General features: G+C 50.1%; 17 protein-coding genes and 1 pseudogene. 10 read left to right on the top strand and 8 right to left on the bottom strand.

What is annotated here, in order from left to right; genetic code table 11:
* The 3 genes from IO95_RS26170 to hemN form a co-directional block, all read left to right on the top strand.
* Window positions 1-192, top strand: a 192-nt coding sequence (locus IO95_RS26170; protein WP_235186797.1) for a hypothetical protein, incomplete at its 5' end; no start/stop codon positions are given.
* 352 nt (window positions 193-544) lie between these two features.
* Entirely contained in the window at window positions 545-1,069 is a 525-nt protein-coding gene (yihI, locus tag IO95_RS19645; protein WP_037386756.1) for a Der GTPase-activating protein YihI, read from the top strand.
* 182 nt (window positions 1,070-1,251) lie between these two features.
* On the top strand, window positions 1,252-2,625 hold the full coding sequence (hemN, locus tag IO95_RS19640; protein WP_023489862.1) for an oxygen-independent coproporphyrinogen III oxidase: 1,374 nt from the start codon (window positions 1,252-1,254) through the stop codon (window positions 2,623-2,625).
* A 93-nt stretch (window positions 2,626-2,718) separates the two neighbouring features.
* On the opposite strand, the gene IO95_RS25365 is transcribed toward hemN, so the two are convergent.
* The 4 genes from IO95_RS25365 to glnA all read right to left on the bottom strand — a co-directional run bounded on the left by IO95_RS25365 (window position 2,719) and on the right by glnA (window position 7,207).
* Entirely contained in the window at window positions 2,719-2,841 is a 123-nt protein-coding gene (locus IO95_RS25365) for a YshB family small membrane protein (protein ID WP_023489863.1), read from the bottom strand.
* A 133-nt stretch (window positions 2,842-2,974) separates the two neighbouring features.
* Complete coding sequence (glnG, locus tag IO95_RS19635) at window positions 2,975-4,387, bottom strand: nitrogen regulation protein NR(I) (protein WP_023489864.1); 1,413 nt, start codon at window positions 4,385-4,387, stop codon at window positions 2,975-2,977.
* Window positions 4,388-4,395: 8 nt separating this feature from the next.
* Complete coding sequence (gene glnL / locus IO95_RS19630) at window positions 4,396-5,445, bottom strand: nitrogen regulation protein NR(II) (protein WP_023489865.1); 1,050 nt, start codon at window positions 5,443-5,445, stop codon at window positions 4,396-4,398.
* Window positions 5,446-5,797: 352 nt separating this feature from the next.
* Complete coding sequence (gene glnA, locus IO95_RS19625) at window positions 5,798-7,207, bottom strand: glutamate--ammonia ligase (RefSeq protein WP_037386753.1); 1,410 nt, start codon at window positions 7,205-7,207, stop codon at window positions 5,798-5,800.
* Between the two features lie 370 nt (window positions 7,208-7,577).
* Here glnA and typA point away from each other — a divergent pair, with 370 nt between their 5' ends.
* The 5 genes from typA to fabY all read left to right on the top strand — a co-directional run bounded on the left by typA (window position 7,578) and on the right by fabY (window position 12,616).
* Window positions 7,578-9,401, top strand: a complete 1,824-nt coding sequence (typA, locus tag IO95_RS19620) for a ribosome-dependent GTPase TypA (protein ID WP_023492695.1) — start codon at window positions 7,578-7,580, stop codon at window positions 9,399-9,401.
* Between the two features lie 142 nt (window positions 9,402-9,543).
* Complete coding sequence (yihX, locus tag IO95_RS19615; RefSeq protein ID WP_023490399.1) at window positions 9,544-10,134, top strand: glucose-1-phosphatase; 591 nt, start codon at window positions 9,544-9,546, stop codon at window positions 10,132-10,134.
* 189 nt (window positions 10,135-10,323) lie between these two features.
* Complete coding sequence (locus tag IO95_RS19610) at window positions 10,324-11,196, top strand: virulence factor BrkB family protein (RefSeq protein ID WP_023490397.1); 873 nt, start codon at window positions 10,324-10,326, stop codon at window positions 11,194-11,196.
* A gap of 17 nt (window positions 11,197-11,213) precedes the next feature.
* Entirely contained in the window at window positions 11,214-11,651 is a 438-nt protein-coding gene (dtd, locus tag IO95_RS19605) for a D-aminoacyl-tRNA deacylase (RefSeq protein ID WP_023490396.1), read from the top strand.
* A 23-nt stretch (window positions 11,652-11,674) separates the two neighbouring features.
* Entirely contained in the window at window positions 11,675-12,616 is a 942-nt protein-coding gene (fabY, locus tag IO95_RS19600; protein WP_023490395.1) for a fatty acid biosynthesis protein FabY, read from the top strand.
* A gap of 80 nt (window positions 12,617-12,696) precedes the next feature.
* On the opposite strand, the gene gltS is transcribed toward fabY, so the two are convergent.
* Window positions 12,697-13,908, bottom strand: a complete 1,212-nt coding sequence (gene gltS, locus IO95_RS19595) for a sodium/glutamate symporter (protein ID WP_023490394.1) — start codon at window positions 13,906-13,908, stop codon at window positions 12,697-12,699.
* Between the two features lie 237 nt (window positions 13,909-14,145).
* Here gltS and IO95_RS19590 point away from each other — a divergent pair, with 237 nt between their 5' ends.
* Both IO95_RS19590 and IO95_RS19585 read left to right on the top strand, forming a co-directional pair.
* Window positions 14,146-15,540 carry a uracil-xanthine permease family protein gene (locus IO95_RS19590; protein ID WP_023490393.1) on the top strand — a complete coding sequence of 465 codons (1,395 nt, stop codon included), beginning with the start codon at window positions 14,146-14,148 and terminating at the stop codon, window positions 15,538-15,540.
* Window positions 15,541-15,680: 140 nt separating this feature from the next.
* Window positions 15,681-17,342: pseudogene (locus tag IO95_RS19585) on the top strand (AsmA family protein); the annotation flags it as partial.
* A gap of 324 nt (window positions 17,343-17,666) precedes the next feature.
* On the opposite strand, the gene recG reads toward IO95_RS19585, so the two are convergent.
* The 3 genes from recG to spoT are packed head-to-tail and all read right to left on the bottom strand — an operon-like array spanning window position 17,667 to window position 22,560.
* Window positions 17,667-19,748 (bottom strand): ATP-dependent DNA helicase RecG, encoded by a 2,082-nt coding sequence (gene recG / locus IO95_RS19580; protein WP_023490391.1) that lies wholly within the window; start codon window positions 19,746-19,748, stop codon window positions 17,667-17,669.
* Window positions 19,745-20,443, bottom strand: a complete 699-nt coding sequence (trmH, locus tag IO95_RS19575) for a tRNA (guanosine(18)-2'-O)-methyltransferase TrmH (protein ID WP_023490390.1) — start codon at window positions 20,441-20,443, stop codon at window positions 19,745-19,747. The genes recG and trmH overlap by 4 nt, the downstream gene beginning before the upstream one ends.
* 5 nt (window positions 20,444-20,448) lie before the next feature.
* Window positions 20,449-22,560 (bottom strand): bifunctional GTP diphosphokinase/guanosine-3',5'-bis pyrophosphate 3'-pyrophosphohydrolase, encoded by a 2,112-nt coding sequence (spoT, locus tag IO95_RS19570; protein WP_023490389.1) that lies wholly within the window; start codon window positions 22,558-22,560, stop codon window positions 20,449-20,451.
* Window positions 22,561-22,569 lie beyond the last annotated feature (9 nt).

Genomic DNA, 22,569 nt, shown 5'->3' with positions numbered 1-22,569 from the left:
AGGATGAGTGGTTGTAAACGGATTTCGTCATGGATGATTAGTTCTTCAGGATGCCCGCAGGAAGCGCACTTAGGACGAGTGGTTGTAAACGGATTTTGTCATGGACGTTATTTCTTCAGGATGAAGAACATTGTCGCAAGGAGTGCGATTGTTTGTACCAGAGGTATGAATAGCTTAGGGATGGCCCAGTAACGGCAATCAGGATGCCCGCAGGAAGCGCACTCAGGACGAGTGGTTGTAAACGGATTTCGCTATGGACGATTCTTTCTTCAGGATGAAGAATATTGTTGCAGGGAATGCGTTTTTGCAAATGGAAAGACCGGGATGTTGAGTGTATGCATGGAGTGCATAATCAGTATATCCTTCAGTTGAAGGTGGGGAAAAGGCAGCAGGTTATACCTGCTGCCTTTTTTCTTTGTTGGCTTTCTGCTAGATTCCGCCACAATCGTATCGCATTACTTTATTCAGGTTCATTCAAGTAGCCGTAGCCGGCAACAGTAAACTTGGGTATATACTGAATCCAGATCCCCTGAGAGCATAAACCATGAATCAGCCATCAAAAGCCCCTCGCGCTCCACGTAGCAGTGTGGCGACGTCAAAAAGTAAAAAGAAAAGCCGTATGGAGCTTGATCAAGAAGCTCGTGAGCGTAAGCATGTGAAAAAACGTCGTGGCAATGCTTCTGGTTCGCGGACTCAGGTTGAGTCTGCTAACCAAAAAAATAAGACTGGGGCCCAACCCAAAGATCCCCGTATTGGCAGTAAAGTGCCAGTAGCGTTAGTGGTTGAAGCTAAAGCGAAGGTAAAACCTCAGCCCAAGCAGAAAGTAGAAGACAAACCCCGTCTCTCTCCCGAGGAAGAACTCAGCAAACTGGAAAATGATGAGCGTCTGGATGCATTGCTTGATCGTCTCGATATCGGTGCAACCCTAAGCGCTGAAGATCAGCAGTATGTCGATCAGACTCTGGATCGTATTGATGAACTGATGCAACAGTTGGGCATTGAATTGGGTGATGAAGACGAAGATGACGAGAAACAGGAAGATATCCTGAAACTATTGAAGGGTAGTTAATCCTGTATGTGGCTGATCCCAGTGATAGCCTTGTTATTGACATGTTATCTACTGTGGTTATCCGGTAAACTGTGGCGGCTATCGAAACGTCAGGCGCGCTTTCGCCGTGCTTCTGCGGTCAGACAACGCACGCAGTTGCCCATTTCCCGGCTCGGTAGAAAAAAATATCGAAAGGAGTAAGCATGTCAGAACAGACAATAGTCTGGGATTTAGCCTTAATACAAAAATATAACTATTCAGGCCCCCGTTACACCTCCTACCCTACAGCGTTGGAGTTTAATCAGAGCTATGATGAAACTGCGTTCCAACATGCTGCTGTGCGTTATCCTGAGCGCCCGCTTTCGCTTTATGTGCATATTCCATTTTGCCATAAGCTCTGTTACTTCTGTGGCTGTAACAAACTGGTGACACGCCAGACCCATAAAGCGGATGAATATCTGACGGTGCTGGAGCAGGAGATTATTGCTCGTGCCCCGCTGTTTACTGGCCGCAAAGTGAGCCAGATACATTGGGGTGGCGGTACGCCCACTTATCTTGATAAGCGGCAAATTAGCCGGCTGGTGGCCATGCTGCGTCAGCACTTTGATGTTCAGCCAGATGTGGAAATGTCGATTGAGATAGATCCGCGAGAGATTGAACTGGATGTGCTGGACCACCTGCGTGATGAAGGTTTTAACCGTTTGAGTATGGGGGTACAGGATTTTAACAAGGAAGTGCAACGTCTGGTTAACCGTGAGCAGGATGAAGCGTTTATTTTTGCCCTGATCGCTCGCGCCAAGTCGCTAGGGTTCAATTCCACCAATATCGATCTGATCTATGGCCTGCCAAAGCAGACCCCAGAGAGTTTTGCCTTTACTTTACAGCGCGTAGCAGAGTTGAATCCGGATCGTTTGAGTGTGTTTAATTACGCCCATTTACCTAATCTGTTCCCTGCTCAACGCAAAATAAAAGATGCTGACTTGCCGAGTGCGCAACAAAAGCTGGATATTCTGCAACAAACTATCACTTCACTGACCGAGTCAGGCTACCAGTTTATTGGTATGGATCACTTTGCTCGACCCAATGATGAGCTGGCTATCGCCCAACGTGAAGGCAAATTGCATCGTAATTTCCAGGGATACACCACACAAGGAGAAAGCGATCTCCTGGGGTTGGGGGTTTCCGCCATCAGTATGCTGGGCGATAGTTACGCGCAGAACCAAAAAGAGCTGAAAACGTATTACGCGCAGGTGGAAGAGAGCGGTAATGCTTTATGGCGTGGCCTGACAATGACACCGGACGACTGTTTGCGCCGTGATGTGATTAAAACACTGATCTGTAATTTCCAGCTCGATTATCAACCCATTGAGCAATTACATGGCATCGAGTTTGCTGATTATTTTGCGCCTGACTTGTTATTACTGGCCCCCTTTGAACGTGATGGCCTGGTGGAGCGCAATGATCAAGGAATTCGGGTAACACCACGTGGGCGCTTGTTGATCAGAAATATTTGCATGTGCTTTGATATTTATCTGCGCAAACAGGCGCGTGCTCAACAGTTTTCACGCGTTATCTAATGTTTCAACCCAAGCTTATTCAAGCTGCAGTTAATCTTTCTGCCGCTTGAATGGCTACAGGTATAAAACAACCGCTGCCATGGTGGCTGTTTTTTAACTGAAGAAATTGATCAGGGTGGCACACAGTAAGGCGGCCACGGCGGTCAGCGGTGTATGGCTGACGGCAGAACTGACGTCTGCCCCTTGAGTAATAAAAACGATAAATGAATCCAGCATCACAAGCCTCCGGAATTTGTGACCCGATCATACTGCTGTCACTGGTCCTGTAAAGACTATTTTTGCCGATTTTTTGTGCGCTTGATTGCGTTTTTAATCATCTATGGTGTTTTTAATCATGCATCGTGGGCCCTTATTCCATTCCCAACTCTTTCAGCTTACGCGTTAAGGTATTTCTACCCCATCCCAGTAAGCGAGCCGCTTCCTGCTTATGTCCTTGGGTGTATCGCAGGGCGGTAGTGAGTAGCGCACGTTCCATTTCTGGTTGTGCTTCAGATAACAGGTTTTGATGACCCGAACGTAGCGCGTGGTCGGCCCATTGCGCCAACAGCGTTACCCAGTTGACCGGCTGGTTATGATTAGCGGATTCAGCGGGCGTGGTGTCAAAGAGTTCACTGGGCAGATCCTGAACCAATACCTCTTGCCCAGCGGCCATCACCGTCAGCCAGCGGCAGGTGTTTTCTAGCTGACGAACATTACCAGGCCAAGGCAGGCGAGTGAGAGCGGCTTCAGTTTCCGGGTGCAGGTTTTTTACCTCAACCCCCAGCTCCTTCGCGGCAACTTGCAGAAAATAGCGAGCCAGGCGTGGGATATCCTCACGGCGTTCCCGTAATGGTGGCAGATGTACGCGGATCACATTCAGGCGGTGAAACAGATCCTCGCGAAACCGACCTTCCTGCACGCGCAGTTCCAGGTTTTGGTGGGTCGCGGCAATGATACGAACATCCACCTTTACCGGTGCATAACCACCTACACGGTAAAATTGGCCATCAGCTAATACGCGTAACAGGCGAGTTTGCACATCCAGTGGCATATCACCGATTTCATCCAGGAACAGCGTCCCACCATCCGCCTGCTCAAAACGCCCCTGACGGATCTGATTGGCACCGGTAAATGCCCCTTTTTCGTGACCGAATAGCTCTGATTCAATGAGGTCTTTCGGGATGGCAGCCATATTGAGGGCGATAAAGGGCAACTTAGCTCGCGGACTATGGCGATGCAACGCATGGGCGACCAGCTCTTTACCGGTACCTGACTCACCATTAATCAGGACACTGATGGATGAGCGTGATAGGCGGCCAATAATACGGAATACATCCTGCATGGCAGGTGCTTCACCAATAATATCCGCCACGGGATCGCTGGTGGGTGGCGGGCGGACAGGCTGTTGTTGTTCCTGATAGTGGCTGATGGCTCGTTCTACCAACGCTACCGCTTCATCAATATCAAAGGGTTTTGGCAGATAATCAAACGCGCCTTCCTGATAGGCACTGACTGCTGCATCCAGATCTGAATGCGCTGTCATGATGATGACAGGAAGCAGGGGATGGTGCAGTTTTATCTGCTTGAGCAGGGCCAGGCCATTCATCCCTGGCATGCGGATATCCGACAACAACACATCTGGGGTTTGTGTTGCCAATGCGCTCAATACTGCGTTGCCATTGTCGAAAGTGGTACAACTGATACCGGTTCCTGTTAGCGCCCGTTCAAGCACCCAGCGGATGGCGCTATCATCATCGACAATCCAGGCTATCCCTTGTTGCATACAGACCTCTACTTACAAATAGGCAGGTAAACCGAGAATTCGGTATGCCCTGGCCAACTGTTAAATTCAATTTTCCCGCCATGTTGATCGATAAGACTACGGGCAATGGAGAGTCCCAGGCCGGTACCCCCTTCACGACCACTCACCATGGGATAGAACAGGGTATCCTGCAGTTGTGCCGGGACACCGGGGCCGTTATCTTCAATATCGATGCGAGCCACTAATCGGTGGCGGTTGCCATGCAGCGTTGTTTGAAATCCAGTACGGGTGCGCAGCGTAATGGTGCCACCGCGTTCACTTAGCGCCTGCAGGGCATTACGGGTGATATTGAGCAGTACTTGCTCAATTTGTTCTGGGTCATGTGCCAGCTCTGGCAGACTGGGGTCGTAATCCCGTACCAATGCGACATTATCTGGCTTTTCCAATGACACCAACTGACAAACTCTCTCCACCACCTGGTGAATACTTTGGGTAACGTATTGTCCTGGGCGTTGTGGCCCAAGCAGGCGATCCACCAGGTTACGCAGCCGGTCAGCTTGTTCAATGATCACCTTGGTGTATTCCGTCAATACCGGGTCGGGCAGAGCCTTGGCTAGCAACTGTGCTGCACCGCGCAGGCCACCCAATGGATTTTTGATTTCATGGGCCAACCCGCGGACTAAATCACGCGCGGCGACCTGTTGGGCATGCTGCAATTGCTCCTGGCTTAGGCGGCGTTGATTATCCATGGGTGCCAGCTCCATCAGGATAAAACCCTCAGGTAAAACCTGCGCCGTTAAGGAGAGAATATGTGCGCGACTGTCGATAACCAGGGTGACTTCGTTATCGGTAAAACCCTGGCCACTATTGAGGTTCTCACGCATCGTCTCGATGTTTAGTGAGAAATAGCTCAGTAAATCCGGTAATGGGGTACCGAACAGTTTACGAGAACTTTGCGCCAGTAACTGTTGTGCTGCGGGATTGGCGTAACGAATGGCTAATCGGTCATCCAACAGCAGAATACTGTTGATAAGAGAGTTAAGGATTTGCCCTGCATCGGGTAGCTTATCAGTTGCCATACATATCCTTGCCCCTCTGTTACCTGGCAGAGCAAATTCCAGAGGATGGTGAATCTGATTATTGATGCTCACCCTTGGGGCCAGCGCAAGTGCTGTTTAAATCAGCAGTTAGTCAATCTGTTGTCTGATTACTATTGAGTTGCAGCTTAGAATCTATCGGGTAAAGCACTTTTCTGCACTTTTTTAGTGCACTTAATCCTACATTATTTCTGACTGTTGGGGTATGAAACCGTTTTGCAGAACATAGCGTGGCGAAAAAAGCCCATCAGAAGATGGGCGAAAAGTTTCCACGGCAACAAAAAAACGGAAAAATAGAGTAAGACGCGCGATCCATAGATCGCGCGTGTATGACTTAAACGCTGTAGTACAGTTCAAATTCAACTGGGTGTGGCGTCATACGAACACGATCCATCTCTTCTTTACGCAGTTCGATGTAGGCATCGATAGCGTCGTCAGTGAATACCCCACCACGGGTCAGGAATTCACGGTCTTCATTCAGTGCAGCCATGGCTTCATCCAGTGAACCTGCAACTTTTGGAATTTCAGCTTCTTCTTCTGGTGGCAGGTCATACAGGTTTTTGTCCATGGCATCGCCAGGATGGATCTTGTTGATAATGCCATCCAGGCCGGCCATCAGCAGTGCGGCAAAGCACAGGTAAGGGTTAGCCGCTGGATCTGGGAAACGCGCTTCGATACGGCGTGCTTTCGGGCTGGCTACCACCGGGATACGGATGGAGGCAGAACGGTTACGGGCAGAGTAAGCCAGCATCACCGGTGCTTCATAGCCAGGGACCAGACGCTTGTAAGAGTTGGTGGTTGGGTTAGCCAAGGCGTTAATCGCTTTAGCATGCTTGATAATGCCACCAATATAGAACAGTGCAATTTCAGACAAACCGCCGTATTTGTCGCCAGCGAACAGGTTATTACCGTTCTTGGCCAACGACATGTGGCAGTGCATCCCAGAGCCGTTATCGCCGAACATCGGTTTTGGCATAAATGTCGCGGTTTTGCCAAAGGCGTGAGCCACGTTGTGTACGACATATTTGTAGATTTGGATTTCGTCAGCTTTCTTGGTCATGGTATTGAAGCGGGTAGCCACTTCATTCTGACCAGCAGTTGCCACTTCGTGGTGATGTGCTTCAACTACCAGCCCCATCTCCTCCATGGTCAAACACATGGTAGAACGGATGTCCTGTGACGAGTCAACTGGGGGCACTGGGAAGTAACCGCCTTTAACTGCTGGGCGATGACCTTTGTTGCCGCCTTCGTATTTGGTGCTGGTGTTCCAGGCACCTTCAATGTCGTCGATGCTGACATGGGAACCGCGGATGCTGCTACCGAAACGAACATCATCGAACAGGAAGAACTCTGGTTCTGGCCCAAAGAGCACGGTATCAGCAATACCAGAAGAGCGCAGGAAGTCTTCTGCACGCTTAGAAATGGAACGTGGGTCGCGGTCGTAGCCTTGCATGGTGCCAGGTTCAAGGATGTCACAGCGAATGATCAGCGTGGACTCCTCAAAGAAAGGATCTAAAACGGCGGTGCTGGCATCCGGCATCAGCACCATGTCAGATTCGTTGATACCTTTCCAACCACCGATTGAGGAGCCGTCAAACATTTTACCTTCTTCGAAGAAGTCGGCATTTACCTGATGAGCAGGGATGGTAACGTGCTGTTCTTTACCTTTGGTATCAGTGAAACGCAGGTCTACGAATTTCACTTCATGCTCATTCAGCATCGTCAAAACGTGTTCAGCGGACATACTTAACTCTCCCGGATTTATCATTGTCGTGGTGGAACGAATCTGTGTAACCTGACGGATTTCGCTCGATGATCTAGATTAAGCGAAAACCGTGCCAACTTTTTAATGGCGCAATAATCGCCTGTTAGCGCGGTTTTTGCCTCTCTGCAGTATGCACCATTAGTGATGGGATGCACTAATGTGGTGCAAAAAAGGTGAAATGGGGCACTACAACGGGGCGAAATGTATCCAATTGTTGAATTTTTCATCGTGAATGTGATCACAAACCAGTCTAGACACAGTTGTTTATAAGAGAGTGTTGTGATCTTGTTTAGTCCCTCGCTTAATACGTGTACAATAGCGCGCTATTTCTAATGCCTGAGGCAAAGCTGTGATCGAAAATTTGCGTAATATCGCCATTATTGCCCACGTTGACCATGGGAAAACTACCCTGGTTGACAAGCTGCTACAACAATCCGGTACCTTCGGAGAGCGTGAGGAAGCAACTGAACGAGTAATGGACTCCAACGATTTGGAGAAAGAGCGTGGGATTACCATTCTCGCAAAAAATACCGCCATTAATTGGAAAGACTATCGTATCAATATCGTCGATACCCCAGGGCACGCCGACTTTGGCGGTGAGGTTGAGCGTGTGATGTCGATGGTTGACTCGGTGCTGCTGGTTGTGGATGCAATGGATGGCCCAATGCCGCAAACCCGTTTTGTGACCAAGAAAGCCTTCGCCAATGGTCTGAAACCGATCGTGGTGATTAATAAGGTCGATCGTCCTGGTGCGCGCCCTGATTGGGTGGTGGATCAGGTTTTTGATCTGTTCGTTAATCTGGATGCAACCGACGAACAACTCGATTTCCCGATTATCTATGCATCAGCATTGCTGGGGATCGCAGGTACTGACTATAACGAGATGTCTGAAGATATGACCCCGTTGTATCAGGCCATTGTTGATCACGTAGCTGCTCCTCAGGTTGAGCAGGATGCCCCATTCCAGATGCAAATCTCTCAACTGGATTATAACAACTACGTGGGTGTTATCGGCATCGGCCGTATCAAGCGCGGCAAAGTGAAGCCTAACCAGCAAATCACCGTTATCGACAGTGATGGCAAAACCCGTAGTGGTAAAGTTGGTAAAGTGCTGACTCATATGGGCTTGGAGCGTATCGAAGCGAGTGTTGCTGAAGCAGGTGACATTATTGCGATCACCGGTCTGGGTGAGTTGAATATCTCCGACACCATTTGTGATGTGAATGCGGTTGAAGCGTTGCCAGCATTGTCTGTTGATGAGCCTACCGTCACCATGTTCTTTAACGTCAACACCTCTCCATTCTGTGGTAAAGAAGGTAAGTACGTTACTTCTCGTCAAATCCTTGAGCGCCTGCAGAAAGAGCTGGTACATAACGTTGCGCTGCGTGTTGAAGAAACTGAAGATGCGGATGCATTCCGTGTTTCAGGCCGTGGTGAGCTGCACTTATCGGTGTTGATCGAAAATATGCGTCGTGAAGGTTTTGAACTGGCGGTTTCACGTCCGAAAGTTATCTTCCGTGAAATCGATGGTCGCAAACAAGAGCCGTTCGAAAACGTCACACTGGATATTGAAGAGCAGCATCAAGGTTCGGTGATGCAGGCGATGGGTGAGCGTAAAGCTGACCTGAAAAATATGGATCCCGATGGTAAAGGCCGTGTACGTCTGGACTATGTGATCCCAAGCCGTGGTTTGATCGGTTTCCGTAACGAGTTTATGACCATGACCTCGGGTACCGGTCTGCTGTATTCCACCTTCAGCCACTACGACGATGTGCGTCCAGGTGAAGTGGGTCAGCGTCAGAACGGTGTATTGATTTCCAATGGTCAAGGTAAAGCTGTCGCCTTTGCCCTGTACAGCCTGCAAGATCGTGGCAAGCTGTTCCTGGGTCATGGTGCTGAAGTGTACGAAGGCCAGATCATCGGTATTCACTCACGCTCTAACGACTTGACGGTTAACTGCCTGACCGGTAAAAAACTGACCAACATGCGTGCTTCTGGTACGGATGAAGCGACGACACTGGTTCCTGCTATCAAGATGTCTCTGGAGCAAGCACTGGAGTTCATTGATGATGATGAACTGGTCGAAGTGACACCTACCTCAATTCGTATCCGTAAGCGTCACTTGACGGAAAACGATCGCAGACGCGCGAGCCGCACTTCTAAAGAGGTTTAACCTCCGATGCTTAGGGCGCATATTGCGCCCTGAGTTATTTTCCTATTTCTGCCGCATGATCTGTGCTTTTCCTTTTTTCTCCCTGTTCAGCTTCAACTTTTCCCGTTAGAGTAAAATATTACCCACTCACCAGGAGAGGACTATGCTGTATATCTTTGATTTAGGTAATGTGATTGTCGATATCGATTTCAAGCGTGTACTGGGCGTATGGAGCAACTTAAGTGGCGTACCCTTGGCCACGTTGTCTGATCGTTTTAGCATGGGTGAAATATTTCAGCAGCACGAACGTGGTGAAGTCAGTGATGAAGAGTTTGCGGAAAAACTGTGCGCAGAAATGGGCATTGGACTCAGTTTCGAGCAGTTTGCTGCGGGTTGGCAGGCAGTATTTGTTTCCTTGCGACCAGAAGTGATCGACATCATGCACCGTTTGCGTAGTGAAGGGCACCGCGTGGTGGTGTTATCGAACACCAATCGCCTACACTGTGATTACTGGCCACAACACTACCCTGAGGTGGCAGAAGCGGCTGACCATCTTTACCTTTCGCAGGATATCGGTATGCGTAAACCTGATGCCAATATCTATCAATATGTGCTCAAGGCGGAAAATACCCCAGCGGATCAGGCGGTCTTTTTTGATGATGTCGCGGCCAATGTGGCGGCAGCCAAAGCACTGGGTATTGAGGGGGTGCAAGTGACAGATCGTCAGATTATTCCAGCGTATTTTGCGCAATGATGACCATCGGTTAAGCTCAAGGTATACCTAACCGTCTTTTATGCGCAGAGATTGCCTGCCACGTGCGAGGTTCTCCCTGCGAAGCCACTATGTCCCCTATTTTTGGTAGTAAACTCTAGGTGATGAGTTGGCTGCCTGTCTGGCTGCAACTTGAAATCCATCGGGTAGAGGCTGACATCAGGAGTGTATATGTCATTTTTCCGCCGCAAAAAGCTCCCATCGGCGCTTAAACCAAGTGTGACCTTTGGGCGATTACTGATTAAGCGTATTGATGCTGATGGCCTGAGCATGTTGGCGGGACATCTGGCCTTTGTTTCTCTGCTTTCATTGGTGCCACTTATTACCGTGGTGTTCGCTTTGTTTGCTGTTTTCCCCATGTTTGCTGATATCAGTATTCAACTGAAAAATTTTATTTTTTCCAATTTTATGCCTGCTGCCGGTCATGTAATTCAGCGTTACCTTGAACAGTTTGTTGCCAACTCCAACAAGATGACCGCAGTGGGGATTTGTGGTCTGATTATCACTGCGTTATTGCTGATCTCTTCGGTAGATACGGTGTTAAATACCATTTGGCGCAGTAAGAACAAACGTTCAATGGTGTTTTCTTTTGCGGTTTACTGGATGGTGCTGACGTTGGGGCCGCTGCTGGTGGGGGCCAGTATGGCCATCAGCTCTTATCTGCTTTCGCAGACCTGGTTAGTGCAAACCGGGGTCAATAGCTTGGTGGATGAAGTACTGCGTGTTTTCCCCTTGCTTCTGTCATGGGTCTCTTTCTGGTTGCTATACAGTATCGTGCCCACCCTGCGCGTCCCCCCTAAAGATGCACTGGTTGGGGCGCTGGTCGCTGGGGTGTTGTTTGAACTGGGCAAAAAAGGGTTTGCGTTTTATGTCACGATGTTTCCCTCATACCAACTGATCTATGGTGTGTTGGCCGTGATCCCGATTTTATTCCTGTGGGTTTATTGGAGCTGGTGTATCGTTTTACTCGGTGCTGAAATCACCGTAACCTTGGGTGAGTATCGTCAATACCGCCAGCAAAGAGTAGAACTAGAGCCAAAATAACAGCAGGAAGGGGCTTTATGATTGCGTTAATTCAACGAGTATTAAATGCCAGTGTTACGGTAGAAGGGGAAGTTATCGCTAAGATCGATGGCGGTTTGTTGGTGTTACTAGGGGTTGAGCAAGATGATAACCCACAGAAAGCACAGCGTTTGTGTGAGCGGGTGTTGGGATACCGTATTTTTGCTGATGAGAATGACAAGATGAATCTCAATGTGCAGCAAGTGGGAGGCAGTGTGCTGGTGGTATCGCAGTTTACTTTGGCGGCAGATACTCAAAAAGGTATGCGCCCCAGCTTCTCCCGTGGCGCAGCACCCGGCGATGCCGAGCAGTTATATCACTATTTTGTTGGTCTGTGCCGTGAACGTGGTGTGGACACACAGACTGGCGAGTTTGCCGCCGATATGAAAGTGGCGTTGGTAAACGATGGGCCGGTGACGTTCTGGTTGCAAGTTTAAGCATGATGAGAGAGAAGACCGCTATGTATCACTTGCGCGTTCCTGTGACAGAGCAAGAACTGAAAGACTATTACCAGTTTCGTTGGGAAATGTTGCGTAAGCCATTGCACCAGCCAATGGGGTCAGAAAAGGATGCCTACGATGCGATGGCACATCACCAAATGGTGGTGGACGAGAATGACCGTATTGTGGCGATAGGGCGTTTATCTATCAATGCTGATAATGAAGCGGCGATTCGTTTCCTGGCGGTGGATTCCACGGTGCGAGATAAGGGGCTGGGAACCTTGGTGGCGATGACGCTGGAGTCGGTAGCGCGTCAGGAAGGGGTTAAGCGGGTGGTTTGTAGTGCTCGCGAAGATGCCGTCGACTTTTTTGCCAAATTGGGGTTTGTTAATCAAGGTGAAATTACCACGCCACAAACCACGCCTCTCCGCCATTACCTGATGATTAAGCCCGTGGCGACACTGGATGATATTTTACATCGCCCCGATTGGTGCGGGCAGTTACAACAAGCCTGGTATCAACATATTCCTCTCAGTGAAAAAATGGGTGTGCGTATCAGCCAGTATACGGGTCAACGTTTTGTCACCACGATGCCAGAGATTGGCAATCAGAATCCGCACCATACCCTGTTTGCCGGGAGCTTATTTTCTTTGGCAACCTTGACTGGCTGGGGGCTAATCTGGTTGCTACTGCGTGAACGTCAACTGGGTGGAACCATTATTCTGGCAGATGCCCATATTCGTTATAGCAAACCCATCTCAGGTCGCCCCCGGGCAGTGGCTGATCTCAGTTCGCTGAGCGGTGACCTGGCTCGTTTGGCACAAGGCCGTCGGGCGCGGGTGCAGGCAGAGGTACACTTATTCGGTGGCGATGATAAGGGTGCGGTGTTCGAAGGGACTTTTATGGTATTGCCTGCAGAATCAAACGTCACTTTGGATAAAGATGTTTTGGCAGAAGATTGAAGAAATAAGTTAACAGCCAAGGACTTGCTGATATTTACCCGTCGCCAATCAAGGGACGACGGGTAACCGACCAAGGGGATTTAGCTAACCGCAGAGAACATCGGCAACGTCAGATACAGCTTAATCATGATGGCATTGACGATATCGATAAAGAACGCTCCAACCATCGGTACCACTAAGAATGCCAGATGTGAAGGACCGAAACGGTCAGTAATCGCCTGCATGTTGGCGATGGCCGTTGGGGTCGCCCCCATACCAAAACCACAGTGACCGGCAGCCAGCACCGCAGCATCGTAGTTTTTACCCATCACGCGGTAGGTGACAAAGATGGCATACAGCGCCATCACCAACGTCTGTACTGCCAGAATGGCCAGCATCGGCAAGGCCAATGAGGCCAATTCCCAGAGACGTAGACTCATCAGTGCCATCGCCAGGAACAACGACAGGCTAACGTTGCCTAATACCGATACCGCCCGCTCAAAGACCGTGTAGAAGCCAGTGGCTGACAGGGTGTTACTGAGGATCACACCAATAAACAGAACGCAAACGAAGATGGGAAGTTCAAACGCGGTACCTTTCAATAAACCAGCGACAAAATTCCCGGCGGTTAAACAGATAGCAATCATGGCGATGGTTTCCACCATCACCAGTGAGGTAATCAAGCGAGCACTTTCCGGCTTTTCAAACCCACTCGGCTGTGCACTGTCTTCTGGCGTTCCCTCTGGGGTTGCGGAGTTTTTAACCAGATAACGGGCCACTGGGCCACCAATCAGCCCGCCCAGAACCAAACCGAAGGTGGCGCAAGCCATCGCTACTTCAGTCGCATTCTCAAACCCATAGCGTTCAATGAACACTTTACTCCAGGCTGCACCGGTACCATGGCCACCAGAAAGGGTAATTGAACCAGCAATCAGACCCATCAATGGATCCAAGCCCAACATTGTCGCCATACCGATACCGATGGCATTTTGTACCACTAGCAACCCAATCACGACGAACAAGAATATGACTAACGCCTTGCCCCCCGCTCGCAATCGAGCCAGGTTGGCATTCAAACCGATAGTGGCAAAAAAGGCCAGCATCAGGGGGTCTTTCAGCGACATATCAAAGCTGATTTCCCAGTTGGCTACTTTCTTCATCACCAGTAGCGCTACTGCTACCAGCAGACCACCAGCGACGGGGGCAGGTATCGTGTATTGTCTAAGTAGAGGAATAGAGCGTACGCATTTGCCACCTAGGAGCAGAACCAACGTGGCCGCGACTAATGTGCCATAAGTATCGAGATGAAACATCTAGGTACCCCGTGTAATAAAATAGATACAATAAAATAATAAGTTATAAAATTCGAACAGCTTTTTAACTTAACGAGTGCAGGATTAGAAGTAAAAACGCCTAATAATACAAGGAAAAATGAATAAAAATGCGACATCAATAAAATTATTGGTATAAAAATAGAATAGCGCAACCGTTTGCTTTTGTGACAAGGATCATTAAAATACGTTCTTTTCCGTTTCTTGGAATGCGACACCATGACCACCCACTCTGCCGAACTTGATGCTACAGCAACCGCATCGACAAACGGCCCACGCACTAGTGAGCTGATTTATCACCTGGAAGATCGTCCCCCCCTGCCACAAACGTTGTTTGCTGCCGGCCAACATCTGCTAGCCATGTTTGTGGCGGTGATCACCCCAGCGTTGTTGATCTGCCAGGCACTTGGCCTGCCAGCACAAGATACTCAGCATATTGTCAGCATGTCACTGTTTGCTTCCGGGTTGGCTTCTATTTTACAAATCAAAACCTGGGGGCCAATCGGTTCTGGCTTGTTATCTATTCAGGGCACCAGCTTTAACTTTGTCTCGCCACTGATTATGGGTGGCTTGGCGTTGAAAAATGGTGGGGCAGATATCCCCACCATGATGGCAGCCCTGTTTGGTACCTTGATGGTGGCATCATGTACCGAAATCCTACTGTCCCGGGTGCTGCATTTGGCGCGCCGTATCATTACCCCGTTAGTTTCTGGCATTGTGGTGATGATCATCGGCCTATCGTTGATTCAGGTCGGTTTAACCTCTATTGGCGGTGGCTACGCAGCGATGGAAGCGAATACCTTCGGTGAGCCAAAGAATCTGTTGCTGGCGGGTTCGGTACTGGCGGTGATTATTCTACTTAACCGTCAACGTAATGCTTATCTGCGTATCGCTGCTTTGGTGATTGCGATGGTGGTAGGTTATCTGCTGGCCTGGGCCATGGGTATGCTACCGGAAACTCAGCCGGTCGCTCAAACCGCCGTCATTTCCATTCCGACACCGCTCTATTACGGTTTGGGATTTGATTGGAACCTGCTGTTACCATTGATGTTGATTTTTATGGTGACGTCACTGGAAACCATTGGGGATATTACCGCCACCTCTGACGTTTCTGAACAACCGGTTAGTGGCCCACTTTATATGAAGCGCCTGAAAGGGGGCGTGTTGGCCAATGGCTTGAATTCAATGTTATCGGCGGTATTCAATACTTTCCCTAATTCCTGTTTTGGTCAGAATAATGGCGTGATCCAACTGACGGGTGTCGCCAGCCGCTATGTCGGCTTTTTTGTGGCACTGATGCTGATTGGCTTGGGGTTATTCCCGGCCGTTGCCGGTTTTGTGCAGAATATTCCTGAACCTGTGCTGGGTGGCGCGACCATTGTGATGTTTGGCACCATTGCTGCTTCCGGTGTTCGTATCGTTTCTCGTGAACCCCTGAATCGTCGGGCGGTGATGATTATGGCGCTATCACTCGCCGTCGGTATGGGGGTTTCCCAACAGCCATTGATTCTGCAATTTGCACCTGACTGGTTGAAAACCCTACTTTCTTCCGGTATTGCCGCCGGTGGTCTAACGGCGATTACGCTGAATTTGCTGTTCCCACCAGAGAAATAAATACGGCAATCTGGTATAAAACGGCCGCAAGTACTTTACTTGCGGCCGTTTTTTATTACCCTTTTCATCACGACTCTTGAGCTGACGAGCTAATTGCGGCATAAACAGGGTATCTTTTCTCACCTCTACGGATCCGCACGATGAAATTTATCAGAAAACTGTTGCTGACTTTCCTGCTACTGATTGTGCTTGCCGTGGTAGTGATTTACCTTTTGGGCCAAACTCATTGGGCTGCAGGCTGGTTGAGCCGTTGGGTCAGTGATAACAGCGGGTATCGCCTGTCGGTAGAGAAAATCTCGCACTCCTGGAATCATCCGGGGCAAATCAGCTTGGAAGGTGTGACCTTCGCTCAAGCCAACCAACCACAGACGCTGGTGGCCAAGCAGGTGGATCTGGTATTTAGCTCACGACAAATCACTGAGCCTGGTTTTTTTGCCAGTGTGACACTACGGGATGGTTCCCTCAATGTATTGCCGCAACAGGGGGTCTCATTACCCATTCAGGCGGAGGTATTGCAATTAAGCAATATGGCACTGCAATTCAACCATAATAGCTGGCAGTTTAACGCCCAGGCGGTCAATGGCGGTATCAATCCATGGCAACCTAAAACCGGCTATTTATTCGGTGAAAATAACCAATTTCAGGTTAGCGCGGGTTCAATGGTATTGAACGGTATTCCTGCCTCACGGGTATTGGTACAGGGTGAAATCAGGCAAAATCAGTTGATGCTGAATAATTTTGGTGCCGATCTGTCCCAAGGCGACCTCACCGGGGTGGCTAGCCGTGCCGCCGATGGCAGTTGGTTGGTGGAGAGTTTGCGCCTAAGCAATGTACGCCTGCAAGTCCCGTTAACATTGAAACAGTTCGGCGAGCATTTCAAGGTGCTGCCTCCGGTGACAGTGAAGCGCTTTGATTTAATCGATGCACGTTTGGAAGGGAAAGAGTGGGCGGTTAACGATCTCGACCTATCGTTACAAAATATCACTTTTAAGCAAGGTGACTGGAGTAGCCAAGAGGGTTCGCTCAACTTTAATGCGGGGGATATTATTAATGGCAAGTTTCATTTAATCGACCCGATTATGAGCATGACTCTCTCTACGGCGGGTATTACCATTCAACAGTTCACCACCCGTTGGGAGGGGGGATTATTGCGTACCTCCGGCAACTGGTTACGGGCGAATAAACGTTTGCAGTTGGATGAGTTGGCGGTAGCGGCACTAGAATATACCTTGCCGATTAACTGGCGTGGGTTGTGGTTGCGGCCATTACCCGATTGGTTAGCTGAAGTCTATGTCGGCAAGATGACCACTAATCGTAATCTGCTCATTGATATCAATCCTGATTTTCCTTTCCAGATCACGGCATTGGATGGTTCTGGTAACAACTTGCTATTAGCCCGTGATCACCAGTGGGGAATCTGGTCTGGCTCGTTACAACTCAATGGGAGTGATGCCACTTTCAATAAGGTCGATATTCGACGCCCCTCTTTGACGCTGCAGGCTGATGCTCAACAAATCAATGTGACTGAGTTGAGCGCCTTTATGCCGGAGGGTTTGTTAGAGGCTAAGGCCAGCATCAGTCAGCTCCCTGGTAAGCCGTTTACCCTCTCCTTTAATGGCCGTTCAGTGCCTTTAAATACGTTACAGCAATGGGGATGGCAACCGGTTCCATTGGAAGGTGATGGTAATCTGCAATTAGAGTTGAAAGGGTTACTTAACGGCGATGGGCCATTCAAGGCTTCATTACAGGGGCATTTACAGGCGCTCAATAAAGAAGGGCAAACCCTGGAGCAATCATTACCGGAACAGCCATTGCCGGGACAGCCATTACCGGAACAACCATTGCCGGAACAACCATTACCGGAACAGCCATTGCCGGAACAACCATTGCCGGGACAGCCATTACCGGGACAGCCATTACCGGGACAGCCATTACCGGGACAGCCATTGCCGGAACAGCCATTGCCGGAACAGCCATTACCGGAACAGCCATAACCCTAGTTACGCTGTTATGGTAACGCCTGTCATAACAGCGCCTAAATGTGCTCGAGTTGCCGTTGGACTACGGCAATTTGAAGGGTATTGGGTATTTATTACTGGCGTCGGGCCCACGGCATCCTGTTATTACTAGGCATTGGAATAACGGGTGGTTTCCGGTAGCCAGCGTTCAATCAGGGCGAGAGCATGCTGTGGATAGTGTTGGTGAATATGGCGCGCAACGCGTTGAACTTCCGGGATCATGTGCTGATCACGCAACAACTCGGCGACTTTGAACGCCATACTCCCGGTTTGACGGGTGCCGAGTAATTCACCAGGCCCGCGAATTTCTAAATCTTGCTGAGCAATGACAAACCCATCATTACTGTCGCGCAGGACTTGTAGGCGTTTCTGGGCAGTTTTGCTCAGTGGGGTTTTATAAAGCAGCACACAGTGTGAGGCGATAGCGCCACGACCAACACGGCCACGTAATTGGTGAAGCTGTGCCAAACCCAGCCTTTCCGGATTTTCAATAATCATCAAACTGGCGTTGGGAACATCGACACCAACTTCAATCACGGTGGTGGCTACTAAGAGCTGTAATTCACCCTGTTTGAATGCCTGCATCACCGCTTGCTTTTCTTGGGCTTTCATCCGGCCATGTACCAGTGCAACTTTCAGTTCTGGCAGGGCAGTTTGCAACTCTTGCCAAGTGGCCTCTGCCGCCTGGGCTTCCAGTAAGTCTGACTCTTCAATCAGTGTACAGACCCAATAGGCTTGGCGGCCTTCCTTGATACAGGCGTTTTTTACCCGCTCGATAATATCAGCGCGGCGCGTATCAGGGATGGCCACGGTGGTTACCGGGGTACGGCCTGGGGGGAGTTCATCAATGATTGAGGTATCGAGGTCGGCATAGGCCGTCATCGCCAGCGTGCGTGGGATGGGGGTGGCCGTCATAATCAACTGATGGGCGTGGAACCCTTGCTCTTCGCCCTTTTCCCACAATGCCAGCCGCTGGTGTACACCAAAGCGGTGTTGTTCATCAATAATCACCAAGGCCAGGCCATTAAACTGCACCTGCTGCTGAAAAATGGCATGGGTACCGACCACCATCATTACCTGACCGCTGGCAATGGCTTGTTGTTGAGCAAGACGTGCCTTGCCTTTCTGCTTTCCTGCCAGCCAGCCGACTTCGATGCCTAATGGTTCAAACCATTGGCGAAAATTATTGGCATGTTGTTCAGCCAGCAATTCCGTCGGGGCCATCAGTGCCACTTGTTTACCATGGACGATGGCTCGCAAGGCCGCCAGCGCGGCAACCAGCGTTTTGCCTGAACCGACATCACCTTGTACCAAACGCATCATCGGGAAGCCTTTTTGCATATCGGCTTCGATATCTGCCACGACTCTGTTTTGTGCATTGGTCGGTGAAAAGGGGAGTTTGGCGAGGAACGCTTGTTTCAACCGGTCATCTGGTGCCAGTGAGGGGGCCAGGTAACTTTGTGCCCCGGCACGTACTGCCAGCATGCTAAGGTTGTGTGCCAATAACTCTTCGAGGATCAGGCGTTTTTGTGCGGGGTGTTTACCCTGTTCCAAATCGATTAGTTGAATATCAGGTGGTGGGCGGTGCAGAGTATGTAGCGCCTGCGGCAGACTGACTAAACCGTGACTCAATTCTGCCGGTAACAGCTCAGCAATGGCGCAGGTATCCAGTTGTTCCAATGCCTGATCAGTTAACTTCCGTAGTGTGGCCTGGCGAACACCTTCCGTAGTGGAATAAACCGGTGTCAGTGCCTCTTGCAGTTCAACGTCACTTTTTTCACCTTGAATACGGTATTCCGGATGAATGATTTCTGCCCCATGAGCGCCGCGTTTTACTTCACCGTAGGCGGTTATGCGGCGACCAATCGCCAGGCTGTTCTTCATTGCCGCATTGAAATTGAAAAAGCGCATGGTCAGGATGCCGCTGCCATCACTGATCTGGCAAACCAACATACGGCGTCGACCAAAACTGATATCACAACGCAGGATCTCCCCTTCCACCGTGGCAAAAAGACCCGGCAGCAGCGCGTTAATCAGATAGAGTCGGGTACGGTCTTCATAGCGTAATGGCAGATGGAGTAGCAAGTCCTGAAGGGTGTGCAAGCCAATTTTGGCGAGCTTTTTTGCCTGACTGGCTCCCACACCAGAGAGGGTGGTAATAGGGATGGTATCCAGCAGTTGGCCTTTCATCGGCGTACCGTTGTCGCCTGCATGGTTGCCCACCATTCAGCGCTGGCAACCACCTGGCCCTGTTCGTCAATATGTGGGCGTGGTAGCCCTTTGCGTTTAGCCACATTGGCCAACACGGGATAACCGCCCTCAAACAGCAAGCGTTGTTGCTCTTGCGCATCCAATGCACTCTGTTCACGGTGATACAAACCGGCATTTTGCCGTTGTCGCTGCGCTTCATACAGAATCAATGCTGCAGCCACAGAAACATTTAAAGACTGCACCATACCGATCATGGGGATGATGATGTCCTGATCAGCCAAGGCCAGCGCCTGTTCAGTAATGCCGGTTTTTTCCTGCCCCAGCAGTATGCAGGTTGGGCGTGTATAGTCTATTTCACGGAAATCAACAGCACGGTCTGACAGGTGAGTTGCCAGGATTTGCATCCCCTGATCTTTTAGGTGTGAAACGGCCTGGTTAATCGAGGGGTGCGTTTTTATATTGACCCAACTGTTACTGCCAGCGGCTGAGGAAACCAGGGTTCGCATGCGCGGGGTAGGCCAGATGGCATGCAACTGGTGCACGCCAACGGCATCGGCAGTCCGTATAATTGCGGAGACGTTATGGGGTTTGTGAACCTGTTCCAGGCAGATGGTCAGATCAGGCTGCCGAGTAGCCAGCATTTGACGAATCCGCGCATAGCGTTCAGGGCTCATAAGCGCTAGTTTCTATTACGGGTAACTTTAATCACATCCGGCATAATACGGATCTTGCGCATAATATTTGCCAAATGGACGCGATCACGCGTGGTTAAACGGATAAAAGCGCTGTAGACCCGGCCATCTCGCTCTTCAGTATTCAGGCTTTGAATGTTCGAGCCGGCAGCATTGATAGCGGCGGTCAGGCTGGCCAATGCACCTTGATGGTTGAACATGTCTACCTTGATTTCTGCAATAAACTCCTGCTCAGCCTTCATATCCCACTCTACCGCCATGAACTTTTCCGGTTCTTTCTGGTAGCCACGGATATTGCGGCAGGATTCATGGTGGATCACCAAACCTTTGCCTGGGCTGACATGAGCAATAATTGGATCACCAGGAATCGGTCGGCAGCATTTGGCAAAGGTGATCAAGACGCCATCGGCACCTTTAATGGATAGATTGCGCACGTTATTGGAAAAAATGCCCAAGCTGGAGTGATCCCCTTGCAGATTCTTTGCCACTACCACGCTCATAGCATTACCGAGGCCAATTTCAGCCAGGAGATCGTCCAGGGTGGCCAGTTTCATGCGCTCCAGTTCATGCTGGATATTTTCTTGTGGCACTTCAGCCAGTTTGCGACTGCCACCGAGCGCATGGTTAAGCAAACGACGCCCCAGACTGACGGAATCATCGCGCTTGAGGTTTTTCAGCATCTGGCGGATTTTCGCCCGCGCTTTTGAACTGACAACAAAATTCAACCAAGCGGCATTAGGCCGAGCACCGGGCGCGGTAATCACCTCGACGGTCTGACCACTGTGCAGGGATTGCGATAATGGATAGGGCTGGCGATCAACCCGTGCACCGACACAAGCATGACCGATATCGGTATGCACTGCGTAGGCAAAATCTACCGGGGTCGCTCCGGCGGGTAATTCAACAATGCGGCCTTCTGGCGTGAAAACGTAAATTTCATCTGGGAACAGATCGGATTTTACACTTTCAATAAATTCAAACGAACTGCCTGCACTCTGTTGTAGCTCAAGTAAGCTCTGCATCCAGCGTTGGGCACGGATTTGCGCCGTCGTGCCGGTAGATTCGCCTTTTTCCTTATAAGCCCAGTGCGCAGCAACCCCCATCTCAGCCATCTGCTCCATATCTTCGGTACGGATTTGCACCTCAACCGGCACACCATGTGGGCCGATTAATGAAGTATGCAGTGATTGATAGCCGTTAGCCTTGGGGATGGCGATATAGTCTTTGACCCGACCAGGGCGCGGTTTATACAGGCTATGTGCCTGCCCTAGCACCCGGTAACAGGTGTCTACTTCTTTCACGATCACCCGGAAAGCATAGATATCCATAATGGAATGGAACCGCTGCTCTTTCAGGTGCATCTTGCAGTAGATGGAGTAGAGGTGTTTTTCCCGCCCACTAACCCGGCAGGGAATACCAGCTTCAGTCAAACGCCCTTCGATTTCAGAGAGGATTTTCTGGATCATCTCTTTACGGTTACCCCGGGCGGATTTCACCACTTCTTTGATGACCCGATAGCGGTTCGGGTACAGCGCTTCAAAACCCAACTCTTCCAGTTCGGTTTTCAGGTGGTGGATCCCCAGGCGGTGAGCCAGAGGACTATAAATTTCCAGTGTTTCACGGGCGATGCGCCGCCGTTTGTCTGGGCGTAGTGAACCCAGGGTGCGCATGTTGTGGGTACGGTCTGCCAGCTTGATCAGCACGACACGAATATCCTGCACCATCGCCATGATCATTTTGCGGAAGTTTTCCGCCTGCGCTTCTTTCTTGTTCTGGAATTTTAACTTATCCAGTTTGGACACCCCTTCAACCAGTTCGGCAACGCTTTTGCCGAACAGTTGTTCCATGTCCTGATAAGTGGCAGAGGTATCTTCAATGACATCGTGCAATAGCGCGGCCATTAGCGTCTCATGGTCGAGGCGCATTTCTGCCAGAATACAGGCCACAGCAACAGGGTGGGTGATATAGGGCTCACCACTGGAGCGTGTCTGCCCCTCGTGAGCATCACGTGCAACCAGATAGGCCTGCCCGAGCTGCTTAATCTGCTCCTCAGGCAAGTAACGTTGAATCAGTTGATTCAGGCTTTCAAACAGATACAAGGCAGACTC

Source organism: Serratia sp. DD3, from assembly GCF_000496755.2.
Note: the sequence above shows the minus strand (reverse complement) of the source record. Positions and strands in the feature narration are given on the sequence as shown.

Bases quoted from the DNA above. Each gene is read 5' to 3' on its own strand.
- yihI (WP_037386756.1), top strand. From the start codon at position 545: ATGAATCAGCCATCAAAAGCCCCTCGCGCTCCACGTAGCAGTGTGGCG.
- hemN (WP_023489862.1), top strand. From the start codon at position 1,252: ATGTCAGAACAGACAATAGTCTGGGATTTAGCCTTAATACAAAAATAT.
- IO95_RS25365 (WP_023489863.1), bottom strand. From the start codon at position 2,841: ATGCTGGATTCATTTATCGTTTTTATTACTCAAGGGGCAGACGTCAGT.
- glnG (WP_023489864.1), bottom strand. From the start codon at position 4,387: ATGCAACAAGGGATAGCCTGGATTGTCGATGATGATAGCGCCATCCGC.
- glnL (WP_023489865.1), bottom strand. From the start codon at position 5,445: ATGGCAACTGATAAGCTACCCGATGCAGGGCAAATCCTTAACTCTCTT.
- glnA (WP_037386753.1), bottom strand. From the start codon at position 7,207: ATGTCCGCTGAACACGTTTTGACGATGCTGAATGAGCATGAAGTGAAA.
- yihX (WP_023490399.1), top strand. From the start codon at position 9,544: ATGCTGTATATCTTTGATTTAGGTAATGTGATTGTCGATATCGATTTC.
- IO95_RS19610 (WP_023490397.1), top strand. From the start codon at position 10,324: ATGTCATTTTTCCGCCGCAAAAAGCTCCCATCGGCGCTTAAACCAAGT.
- dtd (WP_023490396.1), top strand. From the start codon at position 11,214: ATGATTGCGTTAATTCAACGAGTATTAAATGCCAGTGTTACGGTAGAA.
- fabY (WP_023490395.1), top strand. From the start codon at position 11,675: ATGTATCACTTGCGCGTTCCTGTGACAGAGCAAGAACTGAAAGACTAT.
- gltS (WP_023490394.1), bottom strand. From the start codon at position 13,908: ATGTTTCATCTCGATACTTATGGCACATTAGTCGCGGCCACGTTGGTT.
- IO95_RS19590 (WP_023490393.1), top strand. From the start codon at position 14,146: ATGACCACCCACTCTGCCGAACTTGATGCTACAGCAACCGCATCGACA.
- recG (WP_023490391.1), bottom strand. From the start codon at position 19,748: ATGAAAGGCCAACTGCTGGATACCATCCCTATTACCACCCTCTCTGGT.
- trmH (WP_023490390.1), bottom strand. From the start codon at position 20,443: ATGAGCCCTGAACGCTATGCGCGGATTCGTCAAATGCTGGCTACTCGG.